General features: G+C 60.5%; 19 protein-coding genes and 1 pseudogene. 4 read left to right on the top strand and 16 right to left on the bottom strand.

Features of this window, described 5'->3' with window-relative positions; translation table 11 throughout:
- Positions 1 to 145 precede the first annotated feature (145 nt).
- The 7 genes from AB4O16_RS18150 to hutC form a co-directional block, all read right to left on the bottom strand.
- The gene (locus AB4O16_RS18150) at positions 146 to 976 is read right to left on the bottom strand and encodes a quaternary amine ABC transporter ATP-binding protein (protein WP_160390657.1); all 831 of its coding nucleotides are present in this window, start codon (positions 974 to 976) and stop codon (positions 146 to 148) included.
- Positions 973 to 1824 (bottom strand): ABC transporter permease, encoded by an 852-nt coding sequence (locus AB4O16_RS18145; protein ID WP_460155467.1) that lies wholly within the window; start codon positions 1822 to 1824, stop codon positions 973 to 975. The genes AB4O16_RS18150 and AB4O16_RS18145 overlap by 4 nt, the downstream gene beginning before the upstream one ends.
- Before the next feature lie 70 nt (positions 1825 to 1894).
- Positions 1895 to 2863, bottom strand: coding sequence for an ABC transporter substrate-binding protein (locus AB4O16_RS18140; RefSeq protein WP_160390659.1), 969 nt, complete (start codon positions 2861 to 2863; stop codon positions 1895 to 1897).
- Positions 2864 to 2932: 69 nt separating this feature from the next.
- Complete coding sequence (locus tag AB4O16_RS18135; RefSeq protein WP_460155466.1) at positions 2933 to 4402, bottom strand: purine-cytosine permease family protein; 1470 nt, start codon at positions 4400 to 4402, stop codon at positions 2933 to 2935.
- Positions 4403 to 4549: 147 nt separating this feature from the next.
- Positions 4550 to 6217: a urocanate hydratase gene (hutU, locus tag AB4O16_RS18130; protein ID WP_160390661.1), complete on the bottom strand. Its 1668-nt coding sequence runs from the start codon at positions 6215 to 6217 to the stop codon at positions 4550 to 4552.
- Positions 6218 to 6684: 467 nt separating this feature from the next.
- Positions 6685 to 7254, bottom strand: coding sequence for a HutD/Ves family protein (locus tag AB4O16_RS18125; protein WP_460155465.1), 570 nt, complete (start codon positions 7252 to 7254; stop codon positions 6685 to 6687).
- Positions 7251 to 7961 (bottom strand): histidine utilization repressor, encoded by a 711-nt coding sequence (hutC, locus tag AB4O16_RS18120; protein ID WP_193601812.1) that lies wholly within the window; start codon positions 7959 to 7961, stop codon positions 7251 to 7253. Before hutC ends, AB4O16_RS18125 begins: the two co-directional genes overlap by 4 nt.
- 146 nt (positions 7962 to 8107) lie before the next feature.
- Between hutC and AB4O16_RS18115 the strand changes: the two genes are divergently transcribed.
- A complete protein-coding gene (locus AB4O16_RS18115) occupies positions 8108 to 9472 on the top strand; it encodes a formimidoylglutamate deiminase (RefSeq protein WP_460155464.1) in 1365 nt (454 codons plus the stop codon).
- A gap of 107 nt (positions 9473 to 9579) precedes the next feature.
- On the opposite strand, the gene AB4O16_RS18110 is transcribed toward AB4O16_RS18115, so the two are convergent.
- Together AB4O16_RS18110 and AB4O16_RS18105 are read right to left on the bottom strand one after the other, a co-directional pair.
- Complete coding sequence (locus AB4O16_RS18110; RefSeq protein ID WP_160390664.1) at positions 9580 to 10149, bottom strand: lipocalin family protein; 570 nt, start codon at positions 10147 to 10149, stop codon at positions 9580 to 9582.
- A 33-nt stretch (positions 10150 to 10182) separates the two neighbouring features.
- Entirely contained in the window at positions 10183 to 10437 is a 255-nt protein-coding gene (locus tag AB4O16_RS18105) for a hypothetical protein (protein ID WP_090328096.1), read from the bottom strand.
- Positions 10438 to 10645: 208 nt separating this feature from the next.
- Here AB4O16_RS18105 and AB4O16_RS18100 point away from each other — a divergent pair.
- Positions 10646 to 11752, top strand: a pseudogene (locus AB4O16_RS18100) (HAMP domain-containing protein); the annotation flags it as partial.
- 93 nt (positions 11753 to 11845) lie between these two features.
- The gene (locus AB4O16_RS18095; RefSeq protein ID WP_371317842.1) at positions 11846 to 12610 is read left to right on the top strand and encodes a methyl-accepting chemotaxis protein; all 765 of its coding nucleotides are present in this window, start codon (positions 11846 to 11848) and stop codon (positions 12608 to 12610) included.
- A gap of 103 nt (positions 12611 to 12713) precedes the next feature.
- Here the strand turns inward: AB4O16_RS18095 and AB4O16_RS18090 are convergent, their stop codons facing one another.
- The 5 genes from AB4O16_RS18090 to AB4O16_RS18070 form a co-directional block, all read right to left on the bottom strand.
- Positions 12714 to 13316: a DUF924 family protein gene (locus AB4O16_RS18090; protein WP_460155463.1), complete on the bottom strand. Its 603-nt coding sequence runs from the start codon at positions 13314 to 13316 to the stop codon at positions 12714 to 12716.
- Positions 13317 to 13319: 3 nt separating this feature from the next.
- Complete coding sequence (locus AB4O16_RS18085) at positions 13320 to 14330, bottom strand: class 1 fructose-bisphosphatase (protein ID WP_015093094.1); 1011 nt, start codon at positions 14328 to 14330, stop codon at positions 13320 to 13322.
- Positions 14331 to 14601: 271 nt separating this feature from the next.
- Positions 14602 to 15975 carry a DUF3999 domain-containing protein gene (locus AB4O16_RS18080; protein WP_460155462.1) on the bottom strand — a complete coding sequence of 458 codons (1374 nt, stop codon included), beginning with the start codon at positions 15973 to 15975 and terminating at the stop codon, positions 14602 to 14604.
- Complete coding sequence (locus tag AB4O16_RS18075; protein ID WP_460155461.1) at positions 15972 to 19145, bottom strand: DUF2339 domain-containing protein; 3174 nt, start codon at positions 19143 to 19145, stop codon at positions 15972 to 15974. Before AB4O16_RS18075 ends, AB4O16_RS18080 begins: the two co-directional genes overlap by 4 nt.
- A 144-nt stretch (positions 19146 to 19289) precedes the next feature.
- Entirely contained in the window at positions 19290 to 21740 is a 2451-nt protein-coding gene (locus AB4O16_RS18070) for a glycogen/starch/alpha-glucan phosphorylase (RefSeq protein WP_160390669.1), read from the bottom strand.
- Positions 21741 to 21995: 255 nt separating this feature from the next.
- Between AB4O16_RS18070 and AB4O16_RS18065 the strand changes: the two genes are divergently transcribed.
- Positions 21996 to 22433 carry a YkgJ family cysteine cluster protein gene (locus AB4O16_RS18065; RefSeq protein WP_150717381.1) on the top strand — a complete coding sequence of 146 codons (438 nt, stop codon included), beginning with the start codon at positions 21996 to 21998 and terminating at the stop codon, positions 22431 to 22433.
- A gap of 217 nt (positions 22434 to 22650) precedes the next feature.
- On the opposite strand, the gene typA is transcribed toward AB4O16_RS18065, so the two are convergent.
- Together typA and thiI are read right to left on the bottom strand one after the other, a co-directional pair.
- On the bottom strand, positions 22651 to 24471 hold the full coding sequence (typA, locus tag AB4O16_RS18060; protein WP_046815270.1) for a translational GTPase TypA: 1821 nt from the start codon (positions 24469 to 24471) through the stop codon (positions 22651 to 22653).
- A 139-nt stretch (positions 24472 to 24610) separates the two neighbouring features.
- On the bottom strand, positions 24611 to 26065 hold the full coding sequence (gene thiI, locus AB4O16_RS18055) for a tRNA uracil 4-sulfurtransferase ThiI (protein ID WP_160390670.1): 1455 nt from the start codon (positions 26063 to 26065) through the stop codon (positions 24611 to 24613).
- Positions 26066 to 26273 lie beyond the last annotated feature (208 nt).

Below are 26273 nucleotides of genomic sequence, written 5' to 3'. Positions count from 1 at the left end.
AATATTGATGCAGCTTCACCGCCGCCATCGCTGGCAAGCCAGCTCCCACAGTGTTCTGGGGGGGGCACACAATATGTGCAACACAACCCACTCCTGTGGGAGCTGGCTTGCCAGCGATGGGGCCGGCACAGCCACCGCAAACTTCTTAAACCACCGCCGCCCGACGCTGCACAAAGCGGTCGACATACTCATCCGCCGGCGAATGCAGGATCTCTCGCGGCGTGCCGACCTGGATCAGGCGGCCGTCCTTGAGGATCGCGATGCGGTTGCCGATGCGCACGGCCTCGTCGAGGTCGTGGGTGATGAAGACGATGGTCTTGTGCAGGGTCTTTTGCAGTTCCAGCAACTGGTCCTGCATCTCCGCGCGGATCAGCGGGTCGAGGGCGCTGAACGCTTCGTCCATCAGGATGATGTCGGTGTCCGCCGCCAGGGCGCGGGCCAGGCCCACACGCTGGCGCATGCCGCCGGAAAGCTGGTGCGGGTATTTGTTTTCGTAGCCCTTGAGGCCCACGGTGTTGATCCAGTGCAGCGCACGCTCGGTGCACATGGCTTTGCTTTCACCACGGATCTTCAGGCCGTAGGCGACGTTGTCGAGCACGCTCTTGTGCGGCAACAGGCCGAAGCTCTGGAACACCATGCTGATCTTGCGCCGGCGAAATTCGCGCAGGGCTTCCATGTCGTATTGCAGGATGTCCACGCCGTCCACCAGGATCGCGCCGCTGGTCGGGTCGATCAGGCGGTTGAAGTGGCGCACCAGGGTCGACTTGCCGGAACCCGACAGGCCCATGATCACGAAGATCTCGCCGCTGCCGATGCTCAGCGACAGGTCGTTCACGCCGACCACGCAGCCGGTTTCGGCCAGCACCTGATCCTTGGTCTTGCCCTGGCCGACCATGGCCAGCGCTTCCTTGGCACGGTTGCCGAAAATCTTGAAGACGTTCTTGACTTCGATCTTGCTCACGGTTGCGTTGTTCATTTGCTCACCTCATGCCGTGCGCGACCGTACGCCTGTGTAATGCGGTCGATCACCACAGCCAGAATCACGATCGCCAGACCGGCTTCAAGGCCGCGTCCGACGTTGAGGGTCTGAATGCCCACCAGCACGTCTTCACCCAGGCCACGGGCACCGATCATCGAAGCGATTACCACCATCGACAGGGCCATCATGGTGGTCTGGTTGATGCCTGCCATGATGCTCGGCAGGGCCAGCGGCAGTTGCACGCCGAACAGTTGCTGCCAGCGATTGGCACCGAAGGCGTTGATCGCTTCCATCACTTCGCCGTCGACCTGGCGAATGCCCAGGTCGGTCAGGCGGATCAACGGCGGCGCGGCATAGATCACGGTGGCGAAAATCGCCGGGACCTTGCCCAGGCCAAACAGCATCAGCACCGGGATCAGGTACACGAAGCTCGGCATGGTCTGCATGATGTCCAGCAACGGCATCAGCACTGAACGCAGGCGATTGCTGCGTGCCGAGAGAATGCCCAGCGGTATGCCGATCAACACCGAAATGATCGTCGCGACCATCATCAGCGCCAGGGTCTGCATCAGCTTGTCCCAGAGGCCGACCGCACCCACCAGGAACAGCAAACCGACGATGACGGCCGTGGTCACGACCTTGCGGGTCGCGTGCCAGGCCACGCCCGCCACGATTGCCAGCATCAGCCACCAGGGCGCTGCGCGCAGCACGCTTTCAAGATTGACGATGGCCCACAGCAGGGTGTCGGAAATGCTGCGGAACACGTCGCCGTAGTTGGTGACCAGCGAATCGACCCAACCGTTGACCCAGTCGGCGATGGAAAAGGTAAAGCTTTCGGGAAACATAAGAGACTCTCAATCAAGGGGTTGCGATCAAGCATCCTGCTGTCGTTGCCGACAGCCGGAGAAGCCCAACCTACAAGGCCGCGTCGATTTTCTTGGCTGCGTCTTCGCTCACCCATGCGTGCCAGACTTCAGGATGTTCCTTAAGGAAGATCTTGGCCAGTTTTGGTGATTCGATCCGCTCTTTGGTCATGCGTCCCAGGTTCTGGTTCAGCAGGTCGATTGGCACGTTGACCTTTTCCAGCACGGCCACCAGTTCCGGCGCTTCGTCGTGAAACGTCTTGGACAGGCCGACCTTGATGGTCACGGTCTTGTTCACGCCTGGCTTCTCTTCGAGTTTCACTACGTCAACCTGGCCCATCAGCGGGGTTGGCGACCAGTAGTAGAACAGGATCGGCTCGCCACGCTTGTAGCTCGACAGCACGGCGGCATCCAGCGCCGGGCCGGTGCCTGGGCGGAAGTTGGTGTAGGTGCTTTCCAGACCGTAGCTCTTGAGCATTTCGCTGTTGTCCAGCTCACAGGTCCAGCCGGCGGGGCAGTTGTAGAAACGGCCTTTGGAGGGCTCTTCGGCGTCCTTGAAGATCGCCGAGTACTTGCCCAGGTCAGCAATGTTCTTCAGGTCCGGCGCTTTAGGTTCCAGCTTGCGCTTGGCGTCGCCTTCGATCACGTAGCGCGGCACGTACCAGCCTTCGATCGCGCCAACAACCGGCGCGCCGACACCGACGACCTTGCCGGCCTTCTCGGCCTTGTTCCAGACTTCGCTGCGGCCGACCCACTCTTCGGCAAACACTTGAATATCGTTGCTGCCCAGGGCGTTTTCCATGGTGATGGAGTTGCCTGGCAGGCTGTCGGTCTTGCAGTCGTAGCCTTTCTCCAGCACGACTTGCATCACGTCGGTCAGGAGCATGGCGCTTTCCCAGTTCAAACCGGCGAACTTCACCGGTTTGCCCGATTCGCACCAACCCGCCGCCTGAGTGGCGCCGGCGCTGGCCAGCAGGCCCATGGAAAGCAATGTGGTCAGCAGGGTCTTGTTCGATTTCATTGTTGTGACGCTCCTAATCATGAATTGGCTTACGGCAGTCAAGAGGCATCCAGCCCTGTCCACGTCCAATCAGGCCTGCGCCGCAGCGCGACCCACATTCAGCTTTTGTTCGGTGACCGCGTCCTGTTCGACCGGCAGGATCAAACGATCAGGCACTGAGCCGTGCCATTTTTTTGCGCATACGTAATACAGGGCGGCGGGAAGCACCAGACCGATGACCCAGGAAATATCCACATCACCCAGGGCAGCCACCAGCGGACCGGTATAGAACTTGGTGGAGATGAACGGCAGTTGTACCAGCACACCGAACACATAGACGCTGATACCGAGCAGGTTCCAACGACCGTAGCGGCCATTCGGATCGGCCAGGGCCGGTACGTCATAGCGTTCGCGAGTGATGCAGTAGTAGTCCACCAGGTTGATCGCGCTCCAGGGAGTAAAGAACGCCAGCAGGAACAGGATGAAAGACTTGAACGCACCGAGGAACGAGTGCTGGCCGAGCAACGCCATCAGGGTCGCAGCACCGACGATGACCAGCACGAAGACCAGACGCTGCAAGCGCGTTACCTTCAGGTCACCACGGAAACCGCTGATGATGGTCGCAATGCACATGAAGCTGCCGTAGGAGTTCAGCGTGGAGATGGTGACCTTGCCGAACGCGATGCTGAAGTACAGCAGCGCAGCAGTGGCACCGGTACCACCCAGACCCACGATGTAGGCCACTTCGTGGCCGGCGTATTGCCCGTTGGCCGAAGCGGCCGCGAACACACCGAGGACCATCGCCACCTGCGCACCAATGACCGAACCTGCACCTGCGGCAAAAAAGGTTTTCACCGCGGACGTCTTGCTCGGCAGGTAGCGAGAATAGTCAGCCACATAAGGGCCGAAAGCGATCTGCCAGGACGCCGCGAGCGACACCGCAAGCAAGAAACTGCTCCAGCTGAAGTGGCGGATTTGCAGCAGTGCGCCAACGTCAACCTGGTTCATCAGACGGCTGAACAGATAAACAAAGGCAATCACGCCAATGACACTGGCAATGCGGCCGATCCAATGGATCACCCGATAGCCGAGCACCGTGACCAGCACAATGACACTGGCGAAAATGAGGATGCCGATGGTGTCGCTGACGCCAAACAACTGGCCCAGCGCCTGGCCGGACAACACGGTTCCCGTTGCGGTGAAGCCCAGGTACATCAAGCAGACCAGCACGATCGGGATGGCCGCGCCGTATACGCCGAACTGTACCCGGCTGGAAATCATCTGCGGCAGGCCAAGCTTGGGACCTTGCGCCGCATGCAGCGCCATTACGCCGCCACCCAGCAATTGACCGATCAACAGACCGATCAACGACCAGAACACATCACCGCCAAGCACCACCGCCAAGGCACCGGTGACAATCGCGGTGATTTGCAGGTTGGCACCCATCCACAGGGTGAACTGGCTTAACAGACGACCGTGTCTTTCCGCTTCCGGGATGTAGTCGATCGAACGCTTCTCGATCAACGGCTTGTTGCTTGCACGATCGCTGTTAACAGCCATGGTTCAACCTCTATGGATTGTTATTCTGGGTTGGGCAAACTCTTTGTAGGAGCCGGCTTGCTGGCGATTCAGACACCATGGTGTGTCAGGCGAACCGCCATCGTCGGAACGCCGCCCGCAGCAAGCCGGCTCCTACAGGGTTCTGCGTTATTTGCCGGTAATCATCGGCAGGTTCAGCCCTTGTTCCTTGGCGCAGTCGATGGCGATCTGGTAACCGGCATCGGCGTGACGCATGACACCGGTCGCCGGGTCGTTGTGCAGCACGCGAGCGATACGCTCGGCCGCTTCGTCAGTACCGTCGCAGACGATCACCATGCCCGAGTGCTGGGAGAAGCCCATGCCGACGCCGCCGCCGTGGTGCAGGGAAACCCAGGTCGCGCCGCTCGCAGTGTTGAGCAGAGCGTTGAGCAGTGGCCAGTCGGACACGGCGTCGGAACCGTCCTGCATCGATTCGGTTTCGCGGTTAGGGCTGGCTACCGAACCGGAGTCCAGGTGGTCGCGACCGATCACGATTGGCGCCGACAGCTCGCCGCTGCGCACCATTTCGTTGAACGCCAGGCCCAGCTTGGCGCGCAGGCCCAGGCCAACCCAGCAGATACGTGCCGGCAGACCCTGGAAGCTGATGCGCTCGCGAGCCATGTCCAGCCAGTTGTGCAGGTGGGCGTCGTCCGGGATCAGTTCTTTGACCTTGGCGTCGGTCTTGTAGATGTCTTCAGCGTTGCCCGACAGTGCAGCCCAACGGAACGGGCCGATACCGCGGCAGAACAGTGGACGGATGTAGGCCGGTACGAAACCAGGGAAGTCGAATGCGTTTTCCACGCCTTCTTCCTGCGCCATCTGACGGATGTTGTTGCCGTAGTCGAAGGTCGGTACGCCCATTTTCTGGAAGTCCAACATCGCTTTGACGTGCACGGCCATCGATTGCTTGGCGGCTTTGATCACAGCGGCTGGTTCGGTCTTGGCGCGTTCGCGGTACTGATCCCAGGTCCAGCCGGCTGGCAGGTAGCCGTTGAGCGGGTCGTGGGCGCTGGTCTGGTCGGTGACCATGTCCGGGCGCACGCCGCGCTTGACCAGTTCCGGCAGGATTTCTGCCGCGTTGCCCAGCAGCGCGATGGAGATCGCCTTGCCTTCAGCAGTGTATTTGGCGATGCGAGCCAGCGCGTCGTCGAGGTCGGTAGCCTGCTCGTCGACATAGCGGCTTTTCAGACGGAAATCGATGCTGACCTGCTGGCATTCGATGTTCAGCGAGCAAGCACCGGCCAGGGTTGCAGCCAGAGGCTGAGCGCCACCCATGCCGCCCAGGCCAGCGGTCAGTACCCACTTGCCTTTGAGGTCATCGTTATAGTGTTGGCGACCGGCTTCGACGAAGGTTTCGTAGGTGCCCTGGACGATGCCCTGGCTGCCGATGTAGATCCAGCTGCCGGCGGTCATCTGGCCGTACATGGCCAGGCCTTTGGCGTCGAGTTCGTTGAAGTGCTCCCAGCTCGCCCAGTGTGGAACCAGGTTGGAGTTGGCGATCAGTACGCGCGGGGCATTGCTGTGGGTCTTGAACACGCCGACCGGCTTGCCGGATTGCACCAGCAGGGTCTCGTCGTCGTTCAGGTTGGTCAGGCTTTCGACGATCTTGTCGTAGCATTCCCAGTTACGCGCAGCGCGACCGATACCACCGTAAACCACCAGTTCCTTTGGGTTCTCGGCGACTTCAGGGTCGAGGTTGTTCATCAGCATGCGCAGCGGCGCTTCAGTCAGCCAGCTCTTGGCGGTCAGCTTGTTACCGCGTGCAGCGCGGATTTCAACGTCACGAAATTTAGTCACGAAAAGAACTCCTCAGCAATCAATCCAAAACCAACCCAGGCAGTGGGCGAGCAAGCCAATGGGCATCAGTGCACACCGGCGAATCAGTGGACGATGGTTGAGTCCTCGTGACTCATACACATACGTCTTTACTTGTACATACAAGCATATGCAATCAAGCGGCCAACTTGTTGGATGAGCATTCAAGAAAAATTCTGAAATGGCTGGAGAGCGCCTGGAACAAGGGTTCTGGCGTAGATGAAATTTTTTGAGGGGGATTTTGGGGGGGAGAGGCTTTTGTTACTTGAGCGTGGTTTTGCGCCACGCTGGGGCGTTCGGTAACAAAGTGGTGCGCAGAGGGAAACGATTTTTCTGTAGGAGCAAGCTTGCTCGCGATGGTCGTGAACGATGACGCGTAAATCCAGATGCCCAGCGGCGCCCTCTGGTTTTTCGCGAGCAGGCTCGCTCCTACAGGGAAATATTCTGGATCAGTGTGCAGTCAGTTCAATCACACAGCATGGCCCGTTGACGGAGATTTCCAGCAGGTCGGTGTTACCGTCCAGTTGCAGGCAGTCATGACGACCCAATTGCTGGGCACTGTTACCGACCTTCAACTCCAGCGCATCGCTGATGCTGAACACCAACACCGTACCCGCCGAGCTGAAGAACCGCTGCTCGCCCGACAACCACTGCAACCGCGCAGCGTAACGCTGCGGCGCATAAATGAGGTTGAAATCGCGAATCGGACCGCCGAGCAATGCGCAGGCGACCTTGCTCTCGCCGCTGAAGGCATACGGGTCCAGCGGTAACAGTGGCCGCGTGTTCTGACCGTCGACCGACAGGGTCATACCGTCGCCTTGCAATACGGTGATCACCCGCTCGTAGCCAGCGAACGTGGAAAACCCGCCCGACTCGCCAATGTCGGCAATCGACAGGCGCCAGCCAAAGCCATCCAGGCCGGTGCCGGCATCACGGGTGATTTCTTCGGTGCTGCCGCCGCCGTTTTTCCACGGCATGCGCGGGTAATCTTTGGCACGTAGAACTTTCAGACTGCTCATTTGTGAAAGCGTCCTTCCAGACGATGACGGGAACCGGGGTGGATCAAGCGAGCGGCGGTCACCGGCTGACGACCGGACCAGGTACGGCGACGGATCAGCAGACACGGCTCGCCTTTTTCAATCTGTAGCAATTTGCATTCGGACGGCTCAGCCAGAATCGCCTCGACCACGTGTTCGCCTTCGGTCAGCGGTGCGACTTGGTTCAGATAGGCGTAAGGCGTTTGCAGGGTGAAGTCCTGCTTGAGGTAGTCCGGCGCCACCAGCGCATTGACGAAACGGTCTTCGATTTGCACCGGAATATCGTTTTCGAAATGCACGATCAGCGAGTGGAACACCTTCTGCCCTTCACGCATGTCCAGGGCCAGGGCGCGCTCGGAGCCGGCGGCCTCTTCTTCAAGGGTGATCACCTGACAGGTATGGCGGTGCCCGCGCGACGCGATCTCGTCGGCGATGTTGTGCACTTCGAACAGGGCGGACTGGCTTTTCGGCTCGGCGACGAACGTACCGACGCCTTGCATGCGCACCAACAGACCGTCGGCAGTCATCTCGCGCAGGGCGCGGTTGATGGTCATGCGGCTGAAACCCAACTGGCTGACCAGCTCGCTTTCCGACGGAACGCGGTAGTGTGGCGGCCAGTTTCCGCTGTCGATTTGCTGGGTGATCATCTGTTTGACGCGGGCGTACAAGGGCGCCGGACTGTCGCCCATGTTCGCGGCCAACGGAGAGACTGGAGGCGGAGTCGGCACGGTTAATCCTTGGTCGTTTAGTGAATGTCGCTAGCTTGCCGGAGTTTACCGGGCAGGCAAACGTCTGTATATGTATATACAAATAACACACGATGGGGTGCTGAACCATGTCCGCCTTCTTTGCCGAACGCGCGCTGCTGCCTAGTGGATGGGCCAACAATGTACGTCTTGAGGTCAGCGCCGACGGCGTATTGACCCATATCCAGGCCGATTCCCATGCAGATGGCGCCGAGCGGTTAAGCGGTCCGCTGCTGCCTGGCATGCCGAACCTGCACTCCCACGCCTTCCAGCGGGCCATGGCCGGGCTGGCGGAAGTGGCGGGCAATCCGAACGACAGTTTCTGGACCTGGCGCGATTTGATGTATCGCCTCGTCGGAAAAATCAGCCCGGAGCAACTCGGCGTCATCGCCCGTCAGCTGTACATCGAAATGCTCAAGTCCGGTTACACCTCGGTGGCGGAATTTCACTACGTGCACCATGACGTTGACGGTCAACCTTATGCCGACCCGGCCGAACTGGCACTGCGTATCAGCCAGGCCGCCAGTTCCGCCGGTATCGGCCTGACGCTGCTGCCGGTGCTCTACAGTCACTCCGGTTTCGGTGGCCAGGCGCCAAACGACGGTCAGCGGCGCTTTATCAACAGCACTGAAAACTACCTCAAGCTGCAATCGCGCTTGCAGCCGATCCTTGCGCAACAAAGAGCGCAGTCGCTCGGCTTGTGTTTCCACTCGTTGCGCGCGGTCACGCCGCAGCAGATCAGCGAAGTGCTGGCGGCCAGCGACAAGCAATGCCCGGTGCACATCCACATCGCCGAACAGCAAAAAGAAGTCGACGACTGCCTGACCTGGAGCGGTCGTCGGCCGCTGCAATGGCTGTATGAAAACGTCGACGTCGATCAGCGCTGGTGCCTGGTCCACGCCACCCACGCCAACCCGGAAGAAGTCACCTCGATGGCCAGGAGCCGCGCCATCGCCGGCCTGTGCCTGACCACCGAAGCCAACCTGGGCGACGGGATTTTCCCGGCGGTGGATTTCCTCGCCCAGGGCGGCCGCATGGGCATCGGCTCCGACAGCCATGTGTCGCTAAGCGTGGTGGAAGAATTGCGTTGGTTGGAATACGGCCAGCGTTTGCGCGACCAGCGGCGCAATCGGCTGTATGGCGCGGATCAGCCAATGGTCGGCCGTACGCTGTTCGATGCGGCGCTGGACGGCGGCGCTCAAGCCCTGGGCCAGCCGATTGGCGTGCTGGAAGTCGGCAAGCGCGCCGACTGGCTGGTGCTCGACGGCAACGATCCGTATCTGGCGACAGCCAATGGTGACGGGATTCTCAATCGCTGGCTGTTTGCCGGTGGCGATCGTCAGGTGCGGGACGTGCTGGTGAACGGCCAGTGGGTTGTGCGTGATGGACGACATGCGGGCGAAGAGGAAAGCAATCGCGCGTTTACCCAGGTCCTGCGCGAACTCCTGGGCTGATACAAAACCCTTGTAGGAGCGAGCCTGCTCGCGATGGTGTGTCAGTCGACACCGTTGTGTCTGATACTCCATCGCGAGCAGGCTCGCTCCTACAGGGGTATGCGTGATCAGTTCGAGGTCTTCGCCATCTGCTGTTCCGACGCCCGCCAGATCAGCCGCGTGGTGTCATAACCCTGCTGACGCGCCCTGCTCAGCAGCTCTTCACGCACCACACCATTGACGGTCGGCGTGCGCGACAGCAGCCACAAATACTTGCGGCTTGGATCACCGACAATGGCGGTCTTGTAGTCATCGCTGACATACAGCACCCAGTAATCGCCCTTCGCCACCCCAGGAATCAGCCTGGAGAACCAGGTGTCGAACTCGACCCGCAGCTTGTCGTTCTTGCCGGGTACCTCTGGATACGCCGTGCCCTTGACCTCTTCCCATTGCCACTGCGCCGTCAAGCAGCGGTTCAATACCGCGACGGTGCCGTCGGGCTTGAGCGTGTAATGGGCTTCGGACTGCGCACAGTCGCGCTGGAAGTACATCGGCAGACGGGCCAGCTCGTACCAGGTGCCCTGGTAGCGCTTCAGATTGACATTATTGGCAGTCTTGGGTGCCAACGGGTCCTGGCCAGACGTGGCACAGCCGGCCAACACCAGGCCGGCAAAAAGGATGATAAACAACCGCTTCATTATTTTTTTCTCCCGTGGGCAACACGCCCCGGTTTACTTCAGGCCTTGGCCGGAAAACATCAGCACTTTGTCACCGGCATACTGCACGCTGATAAAGCTGTTCTTGTCGCCCCAGGTGCAGCTGGACATGCCGAGCGCGCCTGAACAATCGGCGGGTTTGCCCAACAGGGTTTCCACGTCGGCCTTGGCCATGCCGGCCGAGAGCTTCGAGTAGTTTTCCTGATTGACCTTGCTGCAGGCAGCGAGCAATACGCAGAACGAAAGCAGGGCGATGGAACGCAGCGACATGGTGGAACTCCGGGGGCGTAGGGGATTGGCATGGCTGCCAAGCTGAAGCTTAGAAGAGAAAACCCCTGTCAGGTTCCCTGCCCGGCAGGCTATTTGTCGGGCCACTCGTCTACCTTTTGCCAAAAATCAGCCAATTTCCGTTCTTACCGAGCATTTCGTCACCTTTGAGAAAATCCGCCTAATCTTTGACGCCGCCCGGTCGACATAAATGCAACGCAAAACCACGTCGGTGGCATTTGCTCCTCCTTTTGTAGACCCGACCCTCTGCGGTAGCTCATCCATGACCCGAAACATGAAGTTCAGCCACAAGATCTTGTTGGCTGCCGCCCTCGTGGTGGCCGTCGCATTCGCTTGTTTCATCCTGTTCAACGACTATCGCCAGCGCGAAACCCTGCGCAACAGCACAGAAGCCTCGATGCAGGAACTCGGCAGCCTGACCACCAGCAACATCCAGACCTGGCTGGAAAGCCGCATGCAATTGCTGCAGTCGATGGCCCAGCAGATCACCGCCGATGGCAATGCGCCCGCCGGCCTGAAACGGATCATCGACCTGCCCGCCTACACCGGCAACTTCCAGCTGAGCTACTTCGGTGGCGCCGACGGCGTGATGTTCTCGGTCCCGGCGGGCAACCGCGCGGCGGACTACGACCCGCGCGCCCGTGGCTGGTACAAGGCGGCCAATGGCGCACAACAGACCATCGTCACCGAACCCTACATCGCTGCGTCCTCGGGCAAACTGGTGATCACCGTGGCCACCCCGGTGCAGCACCAGGGCCAGATGATCGGCGTCGCCGGCGCCGACATCGATCTGTCCAGCGTCAGCGCGATCATCAACTCGCTGAACTTCGGCGGCCACGGCCATGCGTTCATCGTCGGCGCCGACGGCAAGATCCTGATTCACCCGGACAGCAAGCTGGTGCTCAAGAGCCTGGCCGAGGCCTATCCGGGCGATACGCCGAAAGTCAGCCCGGGCATGCAGGAAGTCGAGATCGACGGCAAGCGCCAGTTCATCTCCTTCACCCACGTCAACGGCGTGCCCTCGGCAAACTGGTACGTGGCGCTGGTGCTCGACCAGGACACGGCGTTCTCGATGCTCAGCGAATTCCGCACCTCGGCGATCATCGCCATGGTGATTGCCGTGGTGATCATCATCGTCTTGCTGGGCATGCTGATCAGCCTGCTGATGCAGCCGCTGCTGACCATGGGCCGCGCCATGCACGACATCGCCGAAGGCGAAGGTGACCTGACCAAACGCCTGACCATCCACGGCCACGACGAATTCGGCGCGCTGGGGCTGTCGTTCAACCGCTTCGTCGAACGCATTCACACCTCGATCATCGAGGTGTCCTCGGCCACCGGCCAGGTCAACGAAGTGGCGTTGCGTGTAGTCGCCGCCTCGAACTCGTCGATGTACAACTCCGACCAGCAAGCCTCGCGCACCAGCAGCGTGGCCGCGGCGATCAACCAGCTCGGCGCCGCCGCCCAGGAAATCGCCCAGAACGCCGCCCTCGCCTCGCAGCACTCCAGCGATGCCCGCAGCCTGGCCGAAGACGGCCAGCAGGTGGTGGATAAAACCATCGCGGCGATGCAGCAACTGTCGGCCAAGATCAGCGATTCGTGCGGCAACATCGAAACCCTCAACAGCAACACGGTCAACATCGGGCAGATTCTGGAAGTGATCACCAGCATCTCCCAGCAGACCAACCTGCTGGCACTGAACGCCGCCATCGAAGCGGCACGGGCCGGTGAAGCCGGTCGTGGTTTTGCCGTGGTGGCCGATGAGGTGCGCAATCTGGCCCACCGCACCCAGGACTCGGCGCAGCAAGTGCAGACGATGATCGAAGAACTGCAAGTCGGCGCCCGCGCAGCGGTGGGCATCATGACCGACAGTCAGCGCCAGAGCGAAAGCAGCGTCGGCATCGCCAACCAGGCCGGCGAACGCCTGGGCAGCGTGACCCAGCGTATCGGCGAGATCGACGGCATGAACCAGTCGGTCGCCACCGCCACTGAGGAACAGACCGCCGTGGTCGAGTCGATCAACGTCGACATCACCGAGATCAACACGCTGAACCAGGAAGGCGTGGAGAACCTGCAGGCCACCTTGCGTGCGTGTGCCGATCTTGAGCAGCAGGCGGCGCGGTTGAAGCAGCTGGTGGGTAGTTTCAGGATTTAAAAGCATCGCTGGCAAGCCAGCTCCCACAGGGATCTTTATTGCACTGGAGATCTACTGTAGGAGCTGGCTTGCCAGCGATGGCGGCATCAGCAACAACAAAAATTCAGAACCGAGAGCCCGGCTTCGACAGAAACTCGAGTTCCTCAGCCGTCGACTCCCTTCCCAACACCGCATTGCGATGCGGAAACCGTCCAAACTGCGCAATCACCTTCTGATGCCGCTCGGCATAGTCCAGGTAATCACTGAACAACGCCCGATCGCTGGCTGGCTGCTGCGCCACCAGCTCGATGTAACGCGAGATGCATTCGTTCTGCACCGCAAGGTTCTCGCTGTGCTCGAACACCAGGTAGATGAACACCCGCTGGATCGGTTGCAATTGCCGATCGAAATCCGCAGCAATGCCTTGCGCTACCAGCTTCTGCGCCCGGAGGTCGCCGGAAAAGGCTTTGGGAGATTCGCGAAAGATCATTCGCGGAAGTTGATCGAGCAGCAGCACCAATGCCAGCCAACCTTCGGGACGTTGCGCCCACTCGGTCAATCCGCCGGCCAGTGCCTGCTCGACCCAGTCCCCGAAACGCTCGCGCGCTTCGAGGTCCTGGCTGTCGCGCTTGCCGAACCATAACTTGCCCTTGTCAGCCGCGATTGCCTCGGAGGTTTCGGCTGTACCGAACCACCAGTCAAGCAACGGCTGCCAGGGCGCGGTCATGGTTTATTCCTTGTGGTAAGCCGTGACGCGGGCCACTTCTTCTTTCGAACCGAGGAACACCGCTACGCGCTGGTGCAGGCCTTCCGGCTGGATGTCGAGGATGCGCTGGTGACCGTCGGTGGACGCGCCGCCCGCTTGTTCCACCAGGAACGACATCGGGTTGGCTTCGTACATCAGGCGCAGTTTGCCCGGCTTGGAAGGCTCGCGGCTGTCGCGCGGGTACATGAACAGACCGCCACGGGTCAGGATGCGGTGCACGTCGGCGACCATCGCGGCGACCCAGCGCATGTTGTAGTTCTTTTTCAGCGGGCCTTCATCGCCTGCCAGCAATTCGCCGACGTAGCGCTGTACCGGGGCTTCCCAGTGACGCTGGTTGGAGGCGTTGATGGCAAATTCCTGGGTGGCTTCAGGAATGGTGATGTTTTCGTGGGTCAGGACGAAGCTGCCCATTTCACGGTCCAGGGTGAAGCCTTTCACGCCGTCGCCCAGGGTCAGGATCAGCATGGTCTGTGGACCATAGATCGCGTAGCCGGCGGCCACTTGCTGGGTGCCTGGCTGCAGGAAGGCCTTTTCGTTCAAAGGCTCGTTCTGGCTCAGGTATTCGTTCGGGCAACGCAGTACCGAGAAGATGGTGCCGACCGGGGCGTTGATGTCGATGTTCGACGAACCGTCCAGCGGGTCGAATACCAGCAGGTACGCGCCTTTCGGGTATTTGCCCGGGATCTGGTAGGCGTTGTCCATTTCTTCGGACGCCATGCCGGCCAGGTGACCGCCCCATTCGTTGGCTTCGAGCAGGATCTCGTTGGAGATCACGTCGAGCTTCTTCTGCACTTCGCCCTGGACGTTTTCAGTGCCCATGCTGCCCAGAACGCCACCGAGGGCGCCTTTGGACACGGCGTGGTTGATCTCCTTGCAGGCACGCGCCACCACTTCGATCAGGAAGCGCAGATCGGCAGGAGTGTTGTTGCTGCGGGTCTGCTCAATCAAATAGCGACTCAAGGTAACGCGGGACATGGAAGGCTCCGGGGGAATGGGGGGCTAAAAACCCGCGCAGTTTAACGCGAGTCGGGGCGCATTTCCTCCTATCAGACGTGATCGACCGAAGAGAGTTCATGTGCGGGGTTGAGCGTAGATGGAAATGGGCTGGATGTGAGGCGCCGATAAATGGCAATTTCGATAATTTAGTGTCAGTTCCGACCCAATCGCGAGCAAGCTCGCCCCCACAGGGACAGCGTAATACCTGTGGGAGCGAGCCTGCTCGCGATTGGGTGCGCAGCACCCACTATCAGGATTTGGCTGATGGCTTGCGCAGCAAACTGAACGCCATCGCCGCCAGGAACACGACACTGAGCAACAACACCGCCCACAAGCCGAACTTCTTCCAGTGGGTCTCGATCGGCGCAGAGGCGGCGCTTGTAGACGGCATCGTGGCCACCGCCCCGACATCCACCCTGGCCCGGCCCAAAGTCGCGAGCTTCGCCGGGCTGTAATCGGGAATCAGCGTCGACAGCGGCAAGTTCGCGGCCTTAGCCGTCGCATTCCCCACGACCAGCGTGTAAGGCCCAGGCCCACGCGCCAGGAACACCAGTTGCGTGGCGCGCACGGCAAACTTCAGGGTCGGCGCCTGATCACCCAGGCCACCACCGCGTTCGTCTACGGTCAGCTTCAACTGCCGGACGATTTGCCCCGCTAGCTGCAATTGGTTCTGCACCACGTCCTGACCGTTCTGGGTCAGGCGATAGAGCAAGCCACTGGCCAATGGCTGCCAGGGCAGGCTGCTGTCGCGCCGCCCGGCCAGGTTCACCGGTGCCAGGCTGTTGGGCTGGTTCAACTCGACCTGCACCCGCTCGACATTCAGTCCCATTGGCAACTGCCAGGTGTATTCCCCCGCCTTCTCGCTGCTGCCGGTCAACGCCTGCGACCAGACCAACGGCAGCGGCAGGCTGCGGGTAGTGGTGCTTTGCAGCTGCGCCGAAGTCAGTGTCGGTGCCGAATGCGGTGTAATCCACAACAACCGCAAGTAGCGCGCCGATTGGCCCGGCAGGCTGATTTCATGTTGCTCGACCCGCTCGTCGGCAAAGGTCAGGCGCGCCACCTGCCCTTCACCCCACGACTGCCAATGCTGCAAATCGTCGCTGGCTTCAAGGGTGAAGCGCTGGAAGCCGTCACGCTCGCTGGTCCAGTCGAGCATCAATCGCTGCAACGGCGCCTTGATCGCGGAAGCGTCGAGCAACCAGCCGCGCAACTCCTCCTCGCCCGCCTCCAACTGACTGGACGGCTGTACCTCGACCAAGGTGCCGTTGGCGCTCGACTGCACCCGTACGCTCGGCGCGGTTTCAGTGGCGTCCACCGAGTTGTACAACGGAAACCATTTCACCTCGGTCATGGTGGGCGTTTCATTGCTCTGCGCCGACTCCCGGGCCAGGGCATACGCCTGAACATCGCCCACGGCATTGAACACACGCACATCGCTCAGGTCGGCCTGGCGTGCATTCAGTTGCACACTCAGGGGCAGTTCAAGGCGATACCAGGGGCCTTCGCCCGTCACCGACAATGGCACCTGGGTGGTGAAGTCCGCCGGTTTTTCCTGGGCAGTCACCGACAACACCACAGCCATGGCAACAGCCCCCAGCCAACCCGGGTTCAGCTTCTGACTCAAGACGACACTCCTTCGGATGGCGCGACCGGTTTGCCGGCATCCGGCACCGCTTCGGCACGCTTGGGCGGCAGCGGGGCGAAATAGCCCACCACCAGCAGCAACACGCCAACTCCAATAAACGACACGATTCGCGCCAGCCCGCCGCGATTACTCAATTCGACAAAAAACAACTTGGCCACGACCACGCCGATCAGGGCCGCACCGATCAGCCAGACCTCGCGGCGACGACGCAAATGGCCGCCGATCATCAGGCTCAGGGCCATCAAGGTCCAGACAATGGACAGGCCGGCCTGCACGCGCATCGACTCCAGCAACGGATCCAGCTCGAACGGCACCCCGCTCCAATGGTGCGCCGTGCGCATCACCAGTGCGGTAAAGAACACGAACAGCGAGGCGCCTGCGATCCCCTGCGTAGCGATGGCGGCGTAATCCTCGCGGACCGCCAGTTGCGTCATGCTGTTGCGCGACCAGACATAGACGCCGAACAACGCGAACAACAGGCCCAGCTCCAGCGGGTTGATCAAAGGCACGTAGGGCAGTGGCTCGGCGTTGCCGTCGCTGGCGACATTCGCCAGCCAGAACCAGCCGAGCATCAGCAACGCCAGCGGCGCGGCGGCGTACACACGGTATTCACGCGAATACGCCGACACCGGCCATGGCCACGCGCGGGGTGCCGCCATCAGCAGCAGATACAGGCTTGGCAGGATCGCCCAGCCCAACCAGCGCCAGGCATTGTATTGCTCGGACAACAGCAGCAAGGCGTAACGCAGTTCCAGGGCCAGAACCCCCATCAACAGCCAGCAGCCGAGCACATGGGCGACGCTCGTCACGCGCGCCGGCAGCATGGACGCCAAACGTCGCAGAGAGACGAAATGCACGACGAACACAGCGGCCCACGCCAGCCAGCCAAAATCGGCCGCCGGGTGATAACGCGGGTGCCAGGCCGCCAGCAGTACCAGCGCAGCCGCCGGCATCAACACCGTGCAGAGCACGCCCAGTGACGGCCATCTCAGGCGCAGCGCCAATACCGTCCACAGCGCCACACTCACGGCAGCGATGCCCAACAACAAAGTCGCCTGCAGCGGCAACGGCGCAAAATTCAACACTTCGATGACCCAGGCCAGCGCCCACCAGCCTGCACCCCACACCAGCAACGCCTGGGACAACCGCAACAGACTCAGCCCTTTGAACGTGCCGAGCGAATGGCCGAGCTGCAAACGCCAGGCGCCGACCATCGCAGCCAGCCCCAGCAGCAGCGGCGCCCAGAACCCGCCATGAGTCATGGTTTGCAGAGCGTCACTGAACTGCGGCCCGGCCGCCAGGAACAGCGCGCCAGCCAACAGTTGTACAGCGAGTGCGGTGAACACGAACGTGCGTGATCGCAGATGCAAGCCGGCAAACAGCGTCAGCATCCCCGCCAAGGCCCAACTGATCACCGTACCGTGGCTGAAGAAAAACAACGGCGCCAGCAAATAGAGAAATGCCAGCCCGAGGCATGCCAGGACAGGCAGGCCTTTGAGCTCCCATGGCCTGATCTGATCCGGCAAGGCTTTACGCAACTGGTAGAAGCTGAACAGCAACGCGATGCCCAACAGGAGCGCACCCAAGGGGACACCGCCGAGCAGGCTGCTCTCGCTGCTGTGCAACTCGCTGAGAAACGTCAGCGACGCCCCCAATTGCAGCAGCAACGCAAAGGCCCGACCCACAGGCCTTTGCTGGCGCAGACCGAGCCAGAAGATTCCCGCCCCCTCCACCGCCCACGCCGCCGTCGTCCAGCGCGCATCAAGCCCCAGGGGAATCGCCAGGCTGGCGAAGATCACGCCCAGGGCCAGGCAGGTTTCCCCCAGTAACACAGTGCGCCCGGCCATCAGCCAACGGGCGAGCCCCATGTAGATCATGCCCAGCGCCAAGGCACTGAACGCCGCCGCGAATTCCAGATGTTGCACCAATGCGAACTGCAAGCCGAACCCCACCAGCGGCGGGCCGAACAGCAGCGTGCCGTCGACGTAGTCACCCTTGCGCGCCGACCACTGCAGCAGCGCTTCGCGACTGCCCTGTACCGGTGCATCGCTCATCTGCATCAGCTTGCGCCGGGCATACAGCAGACCAATGGCCAGGTACACCAGGAAAAACAAAATCAGAAACGGCTCGGTACTCCACAACTGCTCCGGCGAGTAGGAACGCAGGCCCCAGGCGAAACCGATGCCGAAGGTGCCGGTGAAGCCGATGACATTCAACAACCGCCAGGCCTTGAACCAGGCGATGGCCAGAATGCCGGCGTTGAGCAAGGTGAAATAGCTGAACAGCGCGACGTGGCTGCCGGCGCCGGTGGAGGCCAGCAGCGGCGCGGCGAATCCGCCCAGTGCGGCAGCGGCGGCCAGTCCCAGGGAGTCCTGGGTAATGGCGAGAATCGCCGAACAGACCGTCACCGCCACCAGCAGGCCGAACCCCGCCGAGGGATCGAGCAGCGGATGCAGGCGCATCGCGGCAAACACCGTCAGGTACAACACGGCAATCCCGGCGCCCTGCAGAATCAACGCGTAGTTGCTGTTGCGAACTCGCAACCACCAACCCAGCCCGAGCAACCCCAAGGCTGCGGCCGCCACGCCGGCGTAGCGCAACTCAAGCGGCACCACCACGCCTTCGGTGGCGTAGCGCAGCAAAAAGGCCAGGCCGAGGAACAGCAGCACCACACCGACCCGCAACACGGTATTGCCGCCGAACAACCAGGCGCGGGCGCGACCGATGGCGCGGTCGACGAGGTTCGGGCCACGCGGTTGCGCTTGGCGAACGGTCGGCTCTGGCCTCCAGGCATCGGCGGGCTGCGGACTGTTGGTTTCGTTGGCTGCTGCGGCAATCGGTTCAAGTTCCGGCGGCAGTTCCCAGACCAACTCTTGGGTTGCGGCAGGTGCTTGATCAAGGAGGGTTTCAGGCGACACCAGCGGTTCGGTGGCTTGCGGCGCCTTGACGCCTGACGCTTCGAGCGTCGCCAGCCGTTGCTCGACCGCTTGCAGCAGGCGTTGCTGCTCCACCGCTTTAGCGTCCATGCGCGTTATGCGAATCGCCTGGCCGATACCCAATCCGAGTAATGCGCCCAGCAGTGCATCACTGAATGACTCGTCGAGTATCCAGCCGAGCACCAGCCCGATCAGCATGAAAATCCATTGCATGGTTGATATCCCTAAGCGGCCTCATCATGAGGCAAGTCCGGGTGTAAAGCCTCAGTCTAGTGGCCAGACACCCGGAATCCAGTGCACCACAACCCCCCATGTGGGGGCGGCGGTGGCGCTTAGTATATCGACCGACGCGTAAAACTACTCCAGTGCCTTCCAGATCTCCGTGGCGTACTCGCGAATGGTCCGGTCAGACGAGAACCAACCCATCCGCGCCGTGTTCAACACCGCTGAACGCCACCATTCCTTCGAGTCGTGCCAATGGGCTTCGACGCGCATCTGCGCGTTCCAGTACGAGTCGAAATCGGCGCAGACCAGGAAGCGGTCGTAATCCACCAGCGAATCGATCAGCCCGGTGTAACGGGACGGATCATCCGGCGAAAACACCCCGCCACGAATCGCTTGCAGCACATCGTTCAGACGGTGGGACGCGGCGATGTCCGGTGCCGCATGGAACTCATGGTTCTGTTTACGCGCTTCCACCTGCTGCGCGCTGAGTCCAAAGATGAACATGTGCTCGACGCCGATGCGTTCGCTCATTTCCACGTTGGCCCCGTCCAAGGTGCCGATGGTCAGCGCGCCGTTCAGGCCGAATTTCATGTTGCTGGTGCCGGACGCTTCGAAACCAGCGGTGGAGATCTGCTCGGACAAATCCGCCGCCGGAATGATGCTCTCCGCCAGGCTGACGTTGTAGTTGGGCAGGAACACCACTTTGAGCAAGCCGCGCACGGTCGGGTCGTTGTTGACCACTCGGGCGATATCGTTGGTCAGCTTGATGATCAGTTTGGCCTGGTGATAACTCGCGGCTGCCTTGCCGGCGAAGATCTTCACTCGTGGCACCCAGTCGATTTCCGGTTCCGCGCGGATCGCCTGGTACAGCGCCACGGTGTGCATCAGGTTGAGCAACTGGCGTTTGTATTCGTGGATGCGCTTGACCTGCACGTCGAACATCGCCGCCGGGTTGACCGCCACGCCCAGCCGCTCATGAATCAGATAAGCCAGGGCTTTCTTGCTGTGCAGGCGTTGCTCGGCGAATGCCTTGCGGAATGCACTTTTTTCGGCGAACGGTTCGAGGCCAAGCAACAATTCTTCCGGGTTATCCAGCACTTCGGGCCCGAGGGTATCGACCAGCATCGAGGTCAGCTCGGGGTTGGCCTGGTACAACCAGCGGCGAAAGGTGATGCCGTTGGTTTTATTGTTGATCCGGTCCGGGTAGAGCTTGTGCAGTTCGGAGAACACCGTTTGGCGCATCAGTTGCGTGTGCAATCCGGATACACCGTTGATGCTGTGGGAACCGAGAAACGCCAGGTTGCCCATGCGCACCCGGCGACCGTTGTCTTCCTCGATCAGCGACACCGCGCGCAGCACGTCGAAGTCGTGAATGCCCTTGGCCCGCAGGGAGTCGATGTGCTGGGCGTTGATCAGGTAAATGATCTGCATGTGCCGTGGCAGCATGCGTTCCATCAAGCCGACCGGCCAGGTTTCCAGCGCTTCGGGCAGCAACGTGTGGTTGGTGTACGAGAGCGTATCGACGGTGACCTGCCACGCCGCATCCCATGCCACGTCATAGACGTCGACCAGTTGCCGCATCAGTTCAGCCACGGCAATCGAGGGGTGGGTGTCGTTGAGCTGGATCGAGGCGTGATCGCCCAGGGTCAGCACCGAAGTGTGCATGTTGCGATGGCGGCGCAGCAGGTCCTGCAAGGAGGCGGCGACGAAGAAGTACTCCTGGCGCAGGCGCAGTTCCTGCCCGGCTTCGGTGCTGTCCGCCGGGTAAAGCACTCGGGAGATGCTTTCGGCCCGGGCCACTTCTGCCACGGCGCCCAGGTGGTCGCCGGCGTTGAAGCGTTCCAGGTGCAGATCTTCCATGGCCCGGGCGCGCCACAGACGCAGTGTGTTGACGCTCGCCCCGCGCCAGCCGACCACCGGCGTGTCATAGGCAATCGCCCGCACCGTTTCCGCCGGGGACCAGATTTGCCGGGTTTTGCCGGCGTCGTCGGTCAGCGTCTGGACGCTGCCGCCGAAACCGATGGTGTAGACGACTTCCGGCCGTTCGAACTCCCACGGGTTGCCGAAATCCAGCCAGTGTTCGGTCTGTTCCTGCTGCCAGCCATCGACAATCGCCTGGCGGAACAACCCGTGCTCATAACGGATGCCGTAGCCATGACCGGCGATGCCCAGGGTCGACATGCTTTCCAGGAAACACGCCGCCAGTCGCCCCAGGCCACCGTTGCCCAGGGCCGCATCGGGCTCCAGCAAGCGGATGCGCTCCAGGTCGACACCAAGCTCGGTCAGGGCTTCGCGGGCAACGTCGAGCAGGCCGAGGTTGCTCAGGCTGTCGAACAGCAGCCGGCCGATGAGAAATTCCAGGGAAAGGTAATAGACGCGTTTCTGACCTTTGCGATAGATCTGCCGCGTGTGGTCCATCCAGTGCTCGACCATGTGGTCCCGCGCCGCCAGGGCAATGGCTTCGAACCAGTCGTGGTCAAAGGCGTGATCCGGGTCTTTACCCACCGCGTAGGTGAGTTTGGTCAAGACGGCGTCGCGGAATGCGGCCACCTCTGCTTCGCGAACAAGTGGTTCTTGAGTCATCGATAGGACCTCGAGCGAGCTTGGAGTTGTCTGAGCCTAGACGGTCTGACAGGCGGTAGAGGCTCTGGTTCGGCAGTTTTTCCTGTAAGTGCGAATCGGCTCGGCAATACATTGTCGTGTGCCTGATTCAATGCAGGGGCCGTGCCGGATTAGCGGTTTATTGGCCGGCAGTGAAAAAATCTGGCGAAAGGTTGTTCAAAAATCCACCAGTCCCGGTATGATCGCGCGCCCTGATGCACACGCTGGTAACAAACGATGATGAAGCCGAACCTGATCGCTGCCGCAGAGATCGACCGCCTCGATACCTGGGCCAAGTACTCTGCCCCGATGTGCGGCTCGTGCATGTCCAGCTGCTGCACCCTGCCCGTCGAAGTCAAGATCAAGGATCTTGTGCGCATCGGCGTGGTCGATGAATTCGAGCTGGGCGACCCGCCGAAAAACATCGCCAAACGCCTGCAAAAGGAAGGTCTGGTCGAGCGCTTCAATCAGAAGTCAGGAATCTTCACCCTCCAGCGCATGAGCAACAACGATTGCTACTACCTGGATCGTAAGAGCCGTCTGTGCACTATTTATGAAAAGCGCCCGGATACTTGCCGCAACCACCCGAAAATCGGCCCGCGGCCAGGGTATTGCGCGTACAAGCCGAAGGAAGTGGAGCGCGACCGGAGTTCGCGGGCGATTGAGCGGTTCTGACTTTTCCGGATTTATTTGGGGACTGATAAGCCGCCATCGCTAGCAAGCCAGCTCCTACAGTGATTTTTGTCGTACACAGATTTTATGTACGCCTCATAACCTTGTAGGAGCCGGCTTGCTGGCGATGAGGCCGGCACAAACACCACACAAACCCCAGACAAACAAAAACGCCCCCGGCCTTTCGACCGGGGGCGTTTTCGTTAAGCCGGGCTAAATCTTATGCCTTGGCTTTCTTGGCAGCGCGGGTACGCTCGCTTTCGTCCAGGATCTTCTTGCGAAGACGGATGGACTTAGGAGTGACTTCACACAGCTCGTCGTCCTGGATGAATTCCAGAGCCTGTTCCAGGGTGAAGCGAACAGGTGGAACCAGAGCGATGGTTTCGTCTTTACCCGAAGCACGCATGTTGTCGAGCTTCTTGCCCTTGGTAGGGTTGACGCCCAGGTCGTTGTCACGGCTGTTCAGACCAACGATCTGACCGTTGTAGATTTCCTGACCGTGCTCTACGAACAGCTTGCCACGCGCCTGCAGGGTTTCCAGGGAGTAGGTCAGTGCCTTACCGGTTTCAACCGAAACCAGAACGCCGTTCTGACGGCCGGACATGTCGCCCGACTTCATCACGTCGTAACGGTCGAAGATCGAGGTCAGGATGCCAGCGCCGTTGGTCAGGGTCAGGAACTGGTTACGGAAACCGATCAGACCACGAGCAGGGATGTTGTATTCCAGACGTACACGGCCCTTGCCATCCGGCACCATGTTGGTCAGGTCGCCCTTACGCAGGCCCATCTCTTCCATCACCTTGCCCTGGGATTCTTCCGGCAGGTCGATGGTGACGTTTTCGAACGGTTCGTGCTTCACGCCGTCAACCAGACGGATGATCACTTCCGGACGGCCTACAGCCATTTCGAAGCCTTCGCGACGCATGGTTTCGATCAGTACCGAGAGGTGCAGCTCACCACGGCCGGAAACCTTGAACTTGTCAGCCGAGTCGCCTTCTTCAACGCGCAGTGCAACGTTGTACAGCAGCTCTTTGTCCAGACGTTCCTTGATGTTACGGGAAGTCACGAACTTGCCTTCTTTACCGCAGAATGGCGAGTCGTTTACCTGGAAGGTCATGGAAACGGTTGGCTCGTCGACGGTCAACGGCTTCATCGCTTCAACGGTGTCCGGGTGGCACAGGGTGTCGGAGATGAACAGCGAGTCCATACCGCTGATGCACACGATGTCGCCTGCAGCAGCTTCTTCAACGTCTACACGGTGCAGACCGTGGTGACCCATCAGCTTCAGGATACGACCGTTGCGCTTCTTGCCGTCGGCGCCGATAGCGACAACCGGGGAGTTCGGCTTGATGCGACCACGAGCAATACGGCCAACACCGATAACACCCAGGAAGCTGTTGTAGTCCAGTGCGGAGATTTGCATCTGGAACGGACCGTCACGGTCAACAGCCGGCGCCGGTACGTTGTCGACGATCGACTGGTACAGCGGGGTCATGTCTTCAGCCATTTCGTTGTGGTCCAGACCGGCAATACCGTTCAGGGCCGAGGCGTAGACGACCTTGAAGTCCAGCTGTTCTTCGGTGGCACCCAGGTTGTCGAACAGGTCGAAGATCTGGTCCAGAACCCAGTCCGGACGCGCGCCTGGACGGTCAACCTTGTTGATGCACACGATCGGACGCAGGCCGGCTTCGAAAGCCTTCTTGGTCACGAAACGGGTTTGCGGCATAGGGCCGTCTTGAGCGTCAACCAGCAGCAGAACGGAGTCGACCATCGACATTACGCGTTCAACTTCGCCGCCGAAGTCGGCGTGGCCCGGGGTGTCCACGATGTTGATGTGGTAGCCGTTCCAGTTGATGGCGGTGTTTTTCGCCAGAATGGTAATACCGCGCTCTTTTTCCTGGTCGTTGGAGTCCATCACGCGCTCGTCGTTGAGCTCGTTGCGCTCCAGGGTGCCGGATTGACGCAGGAGTTTGTCTACCAGGGTGGTCTTACCATGGTCAACGTGAGCAATGATGGCGATGTTGCGTAGATTTTCGATCACTTGTGTATCTCGATCAGAGGATTCGGTGTGCTGACAAGTCTTGGCAGCGATTAACAGTAGCGTCCGTGAAAGCCGTTACAGCTTGACGGCGGCATCGGGGGGCCGGTGACGCAGGCCACAGGCAAACAGCCCCGGGCACTTAGCTCGGTCGATAAACGCGCACATTGGCATGCCCCTCACTGAGCAAATGGTGGGCATGCAGGCGACTCATCACGCCTTTGTCGCAATACAGCAGGTACTGGCGAGTAGGGTCCAGTTCCTTGAAACGAGCGTTCACTGCATAAAACGGCATCGTTTGTACCTCGATGCCAGCCAGCTCCAGCGGGTCGTCTTCAGCGGCATCCGGATGACGGATGTCGATGACGATCTGACCGGCCAGCGCTTCGCTGACTTCTTCAATCTGCAAGTCCTGGCCCAATTCGTCGATCACGCGATCGATCGGTACCAGTTTGGCGTTTTCGAGCGCACGCTCGAGTACCGCCATATCGAATTCTTTCTCTTCGTGCTCGACACGATGGCGCTTGGCCGCGGTCTTCGGATTGACCGAGATGACGCCGCAGTATTCCGGCATGTGCCGGGCGAAATCGGCGGTGCCGATCTCGTTGGCCGTGTCGATGATGTCCTGCTTGTGCGCGACGATCAGTGGGCGCAGGACCAGTTTATCGGTCACGCAGTCGATCACCGACAGGTTCGGCAGCGTCTGGCTCGACACCTGGGAGATCGCCTCACCGGTGACCAGTGCGTCGATGTGCAGTCGATCGGCAATTTGAGACGAAGCGCGCAACATCATACGCTTCAATACTACGCCCATATGACTGTTATCGACTTTGCCGAGAATTTCTCCCAGCACTTCCTCGAACGGCACACTGACAAATAGCACGCGTTGGGAGCTGCCGTACTTCTTCCAGATGAAATGCGCGACTTCCATGACGCCCAGTTCGTGGGCACGTCCGCCGAGGTTAAAGAAGCAGAAATGCGCCATCAGGCCGCGGCGCATGATCTGGTAGGCCGCCACGGTGGAGTCGAAACCACCGGACATCAGCACCAGCGTTTGCTCCAGTGCGCCCAGCGGATATCCGCCGATGCCGTTGTGCTGGCTGTGGATCACGAACAACCGTTGGTCGCGAACTTCGATCCGGACTTCGATTTCCGGCTTTTTCAGGTCGATCCCGGCGGCACCGCACTGACGGCGCAACTGGCTGCCGACATATTTTTCGATATCGATGGAGCTGAACGGGTGCTTGCCGGCGCGTTTGCAACGCACCGAGAAGATCTTGCCGGCCAGTGCATCACCGTAGTGCTGTTTGCACTTTGCAACGATGTCGTCGAAATCGCCCAGCGGGTATTCGTCGATCTGCAGGAAATGCGCGACACCCGGCATGCAGCTCAGGCGCTCGCCCATCTCCTTCAAGGCCTTGGGATCGCTGACGCGGGTTTCCAGCTCGAGGTTGTCCCACACGCCGTTCACCACCACAGCCGGATCCAGATCGCGGAGCACGGCACGGATGTTCTTGGCCAATTGGCGGATGAAACGCATCCGTACCGGGCGGCTCTTGATGGTGATCTCGGGGAAGACTTTTACGATTAATTTCATGGAAACAGCGCGCGCGAGGCCTGCCGAAAAAGGGGGGCGCGGATTATAGCGGAAATTGCTCAAGGTTTAACCAGTTTATGTGCAGAAGGTTTTGCGTGCACCAAAACAGGTCACTTATTGGATTTAACGCCACATTACAGGGCGAGATTTTCTCCTTTAAAGCGCAAAACGCCCTCACAAGTGTGTTTTTGGGGCAAAAAACCCATGC

This window comes from Pseudomonas sp. S2_H10, from assembly GCF_054668285.1.
Note: the sequence above shows the minus strand (reverse complement) of the source record. Positions and strands in the feature narration are given on the sequence as shown.

Excerpts from the sequence above, each read along its gene's own strand:
- AB4O16_RS18150 (WP_160390657.1), bottom strand. The coding sequence starts at position 976 with ATGAACAACGCAACCGTGAGCAAGATCGAAGTCAAGAACGTCTTCAAG.
- AB4O16_RS18145 (WP_460155467.1), bottom strand. The coding sequence starts at position 1,824 with ATGTTTCCCGAAAGCTTTACCTTTTCCATCGCCGACTGGGTCAACGGT.
- AB4O16_RS18140 (WP_160390659.1), bottom strand. The coding sequence starts at position 2,863 with ATGAAATCGAACAAGACCCTGCTGACCACATTGCTTTCCATGGGCCTG.
- AB4O16_RS18135 (WP_460155466.1), bottom strand. The coding sequence starts at position 4,402 with ATGGCTGTTAACAGCGATCGTGCAAGCAACAAGCCGTTGATCGAGAAG.
- AB4O16_RS18125 (WP_460155465.1), bottom strand. The coding sequence starts at position 7,254 with ATGAGCAGTCTGAAAGTTCTACGTGCCAAAGATTACCCGCGCATGCCG.
- hutC (WP_193601812.1), bottom strand. The coding sequence starts at position 7,961 with ATGGGCGACAGTCCGGCGCCCTTGTACGCCCGCGTCAAACAGATGATC.
- AB4O16_RS18115 (WP_460155464.1), top strand. The coding sequence starts at position 8,108 with ATGTCCGCCTTCTTTGCCGAACGCGCGCTGCTGCCTAGTGGATGGGCC.
- AB4O16_RS18110 (WP_160390664.1), bottom strand. The coding sequence starts at position 10,149 with ATGAAGCGGTTGTTTATCATCCTTTTTGCCGGCCTGGTGTTGGCCGGC.
- AB4O16_RS18105 (WP_090328096.1), bottom strand. The coding sequence starts at position 10,437 with ATGTCGCTGCGTTCCATCGCCCTGCTTTCGTTCTGCGTATTGCTCGCT.
- AB4O16_RS18095 (WP_371317842.1), top strand. The coding sequence starts at position 11,846 with ATGTACAACTCCGACCAGCAAGCCTCGCGCACCAGCAGCGTGGCCGCG.
- AB4O16_RS18090 (WP_460155463.1), bottom strand. The coding sequence starts at position 13,316 with ATGACCGCGCCCTGGCAGCCGTTGCTTGACTGGTGGTTCGGTACAGCC.
- AB4O16_RS18085 (WP_015093094.1), bottom strand. The coding sequence starts at position 14,330 with ATGTCCCGCGTTACCTTGAGTCGCTATTTGATTGAGCAGACCCGCAGC.
- AB4O16_RS18075 (WP_460155461.1), bottom strand. The coding sequence starts at position 19,145 with ATGCAATGGATTTTCATGCTGATCGGGCTGGTGCTCGGCTGGATACTC.
- AB4O16_RS18070 (WP_160390669.1), bottom strand. The coding sequence starts at position 21,740 with ATGACTCAAGAACCACTTGTTCGCGAAGCAGAGGTGGCCGCATTCCGC.
- AB4O16_RS18065 (WP_150717381.1), top strand. The coding sequence starts at position 21,996 with ATGATGAAGCCGAACCTGATCGCTGCCGCAGAGATCGACCGCCTCGAT.
- thiI (WP_160390670.1), bottom strand. The coding sequence starts at position 26,065 with ATGAAATTAATCGTAAAAGTCTTCCCCGAGATCACCATCAAGAGCCGC.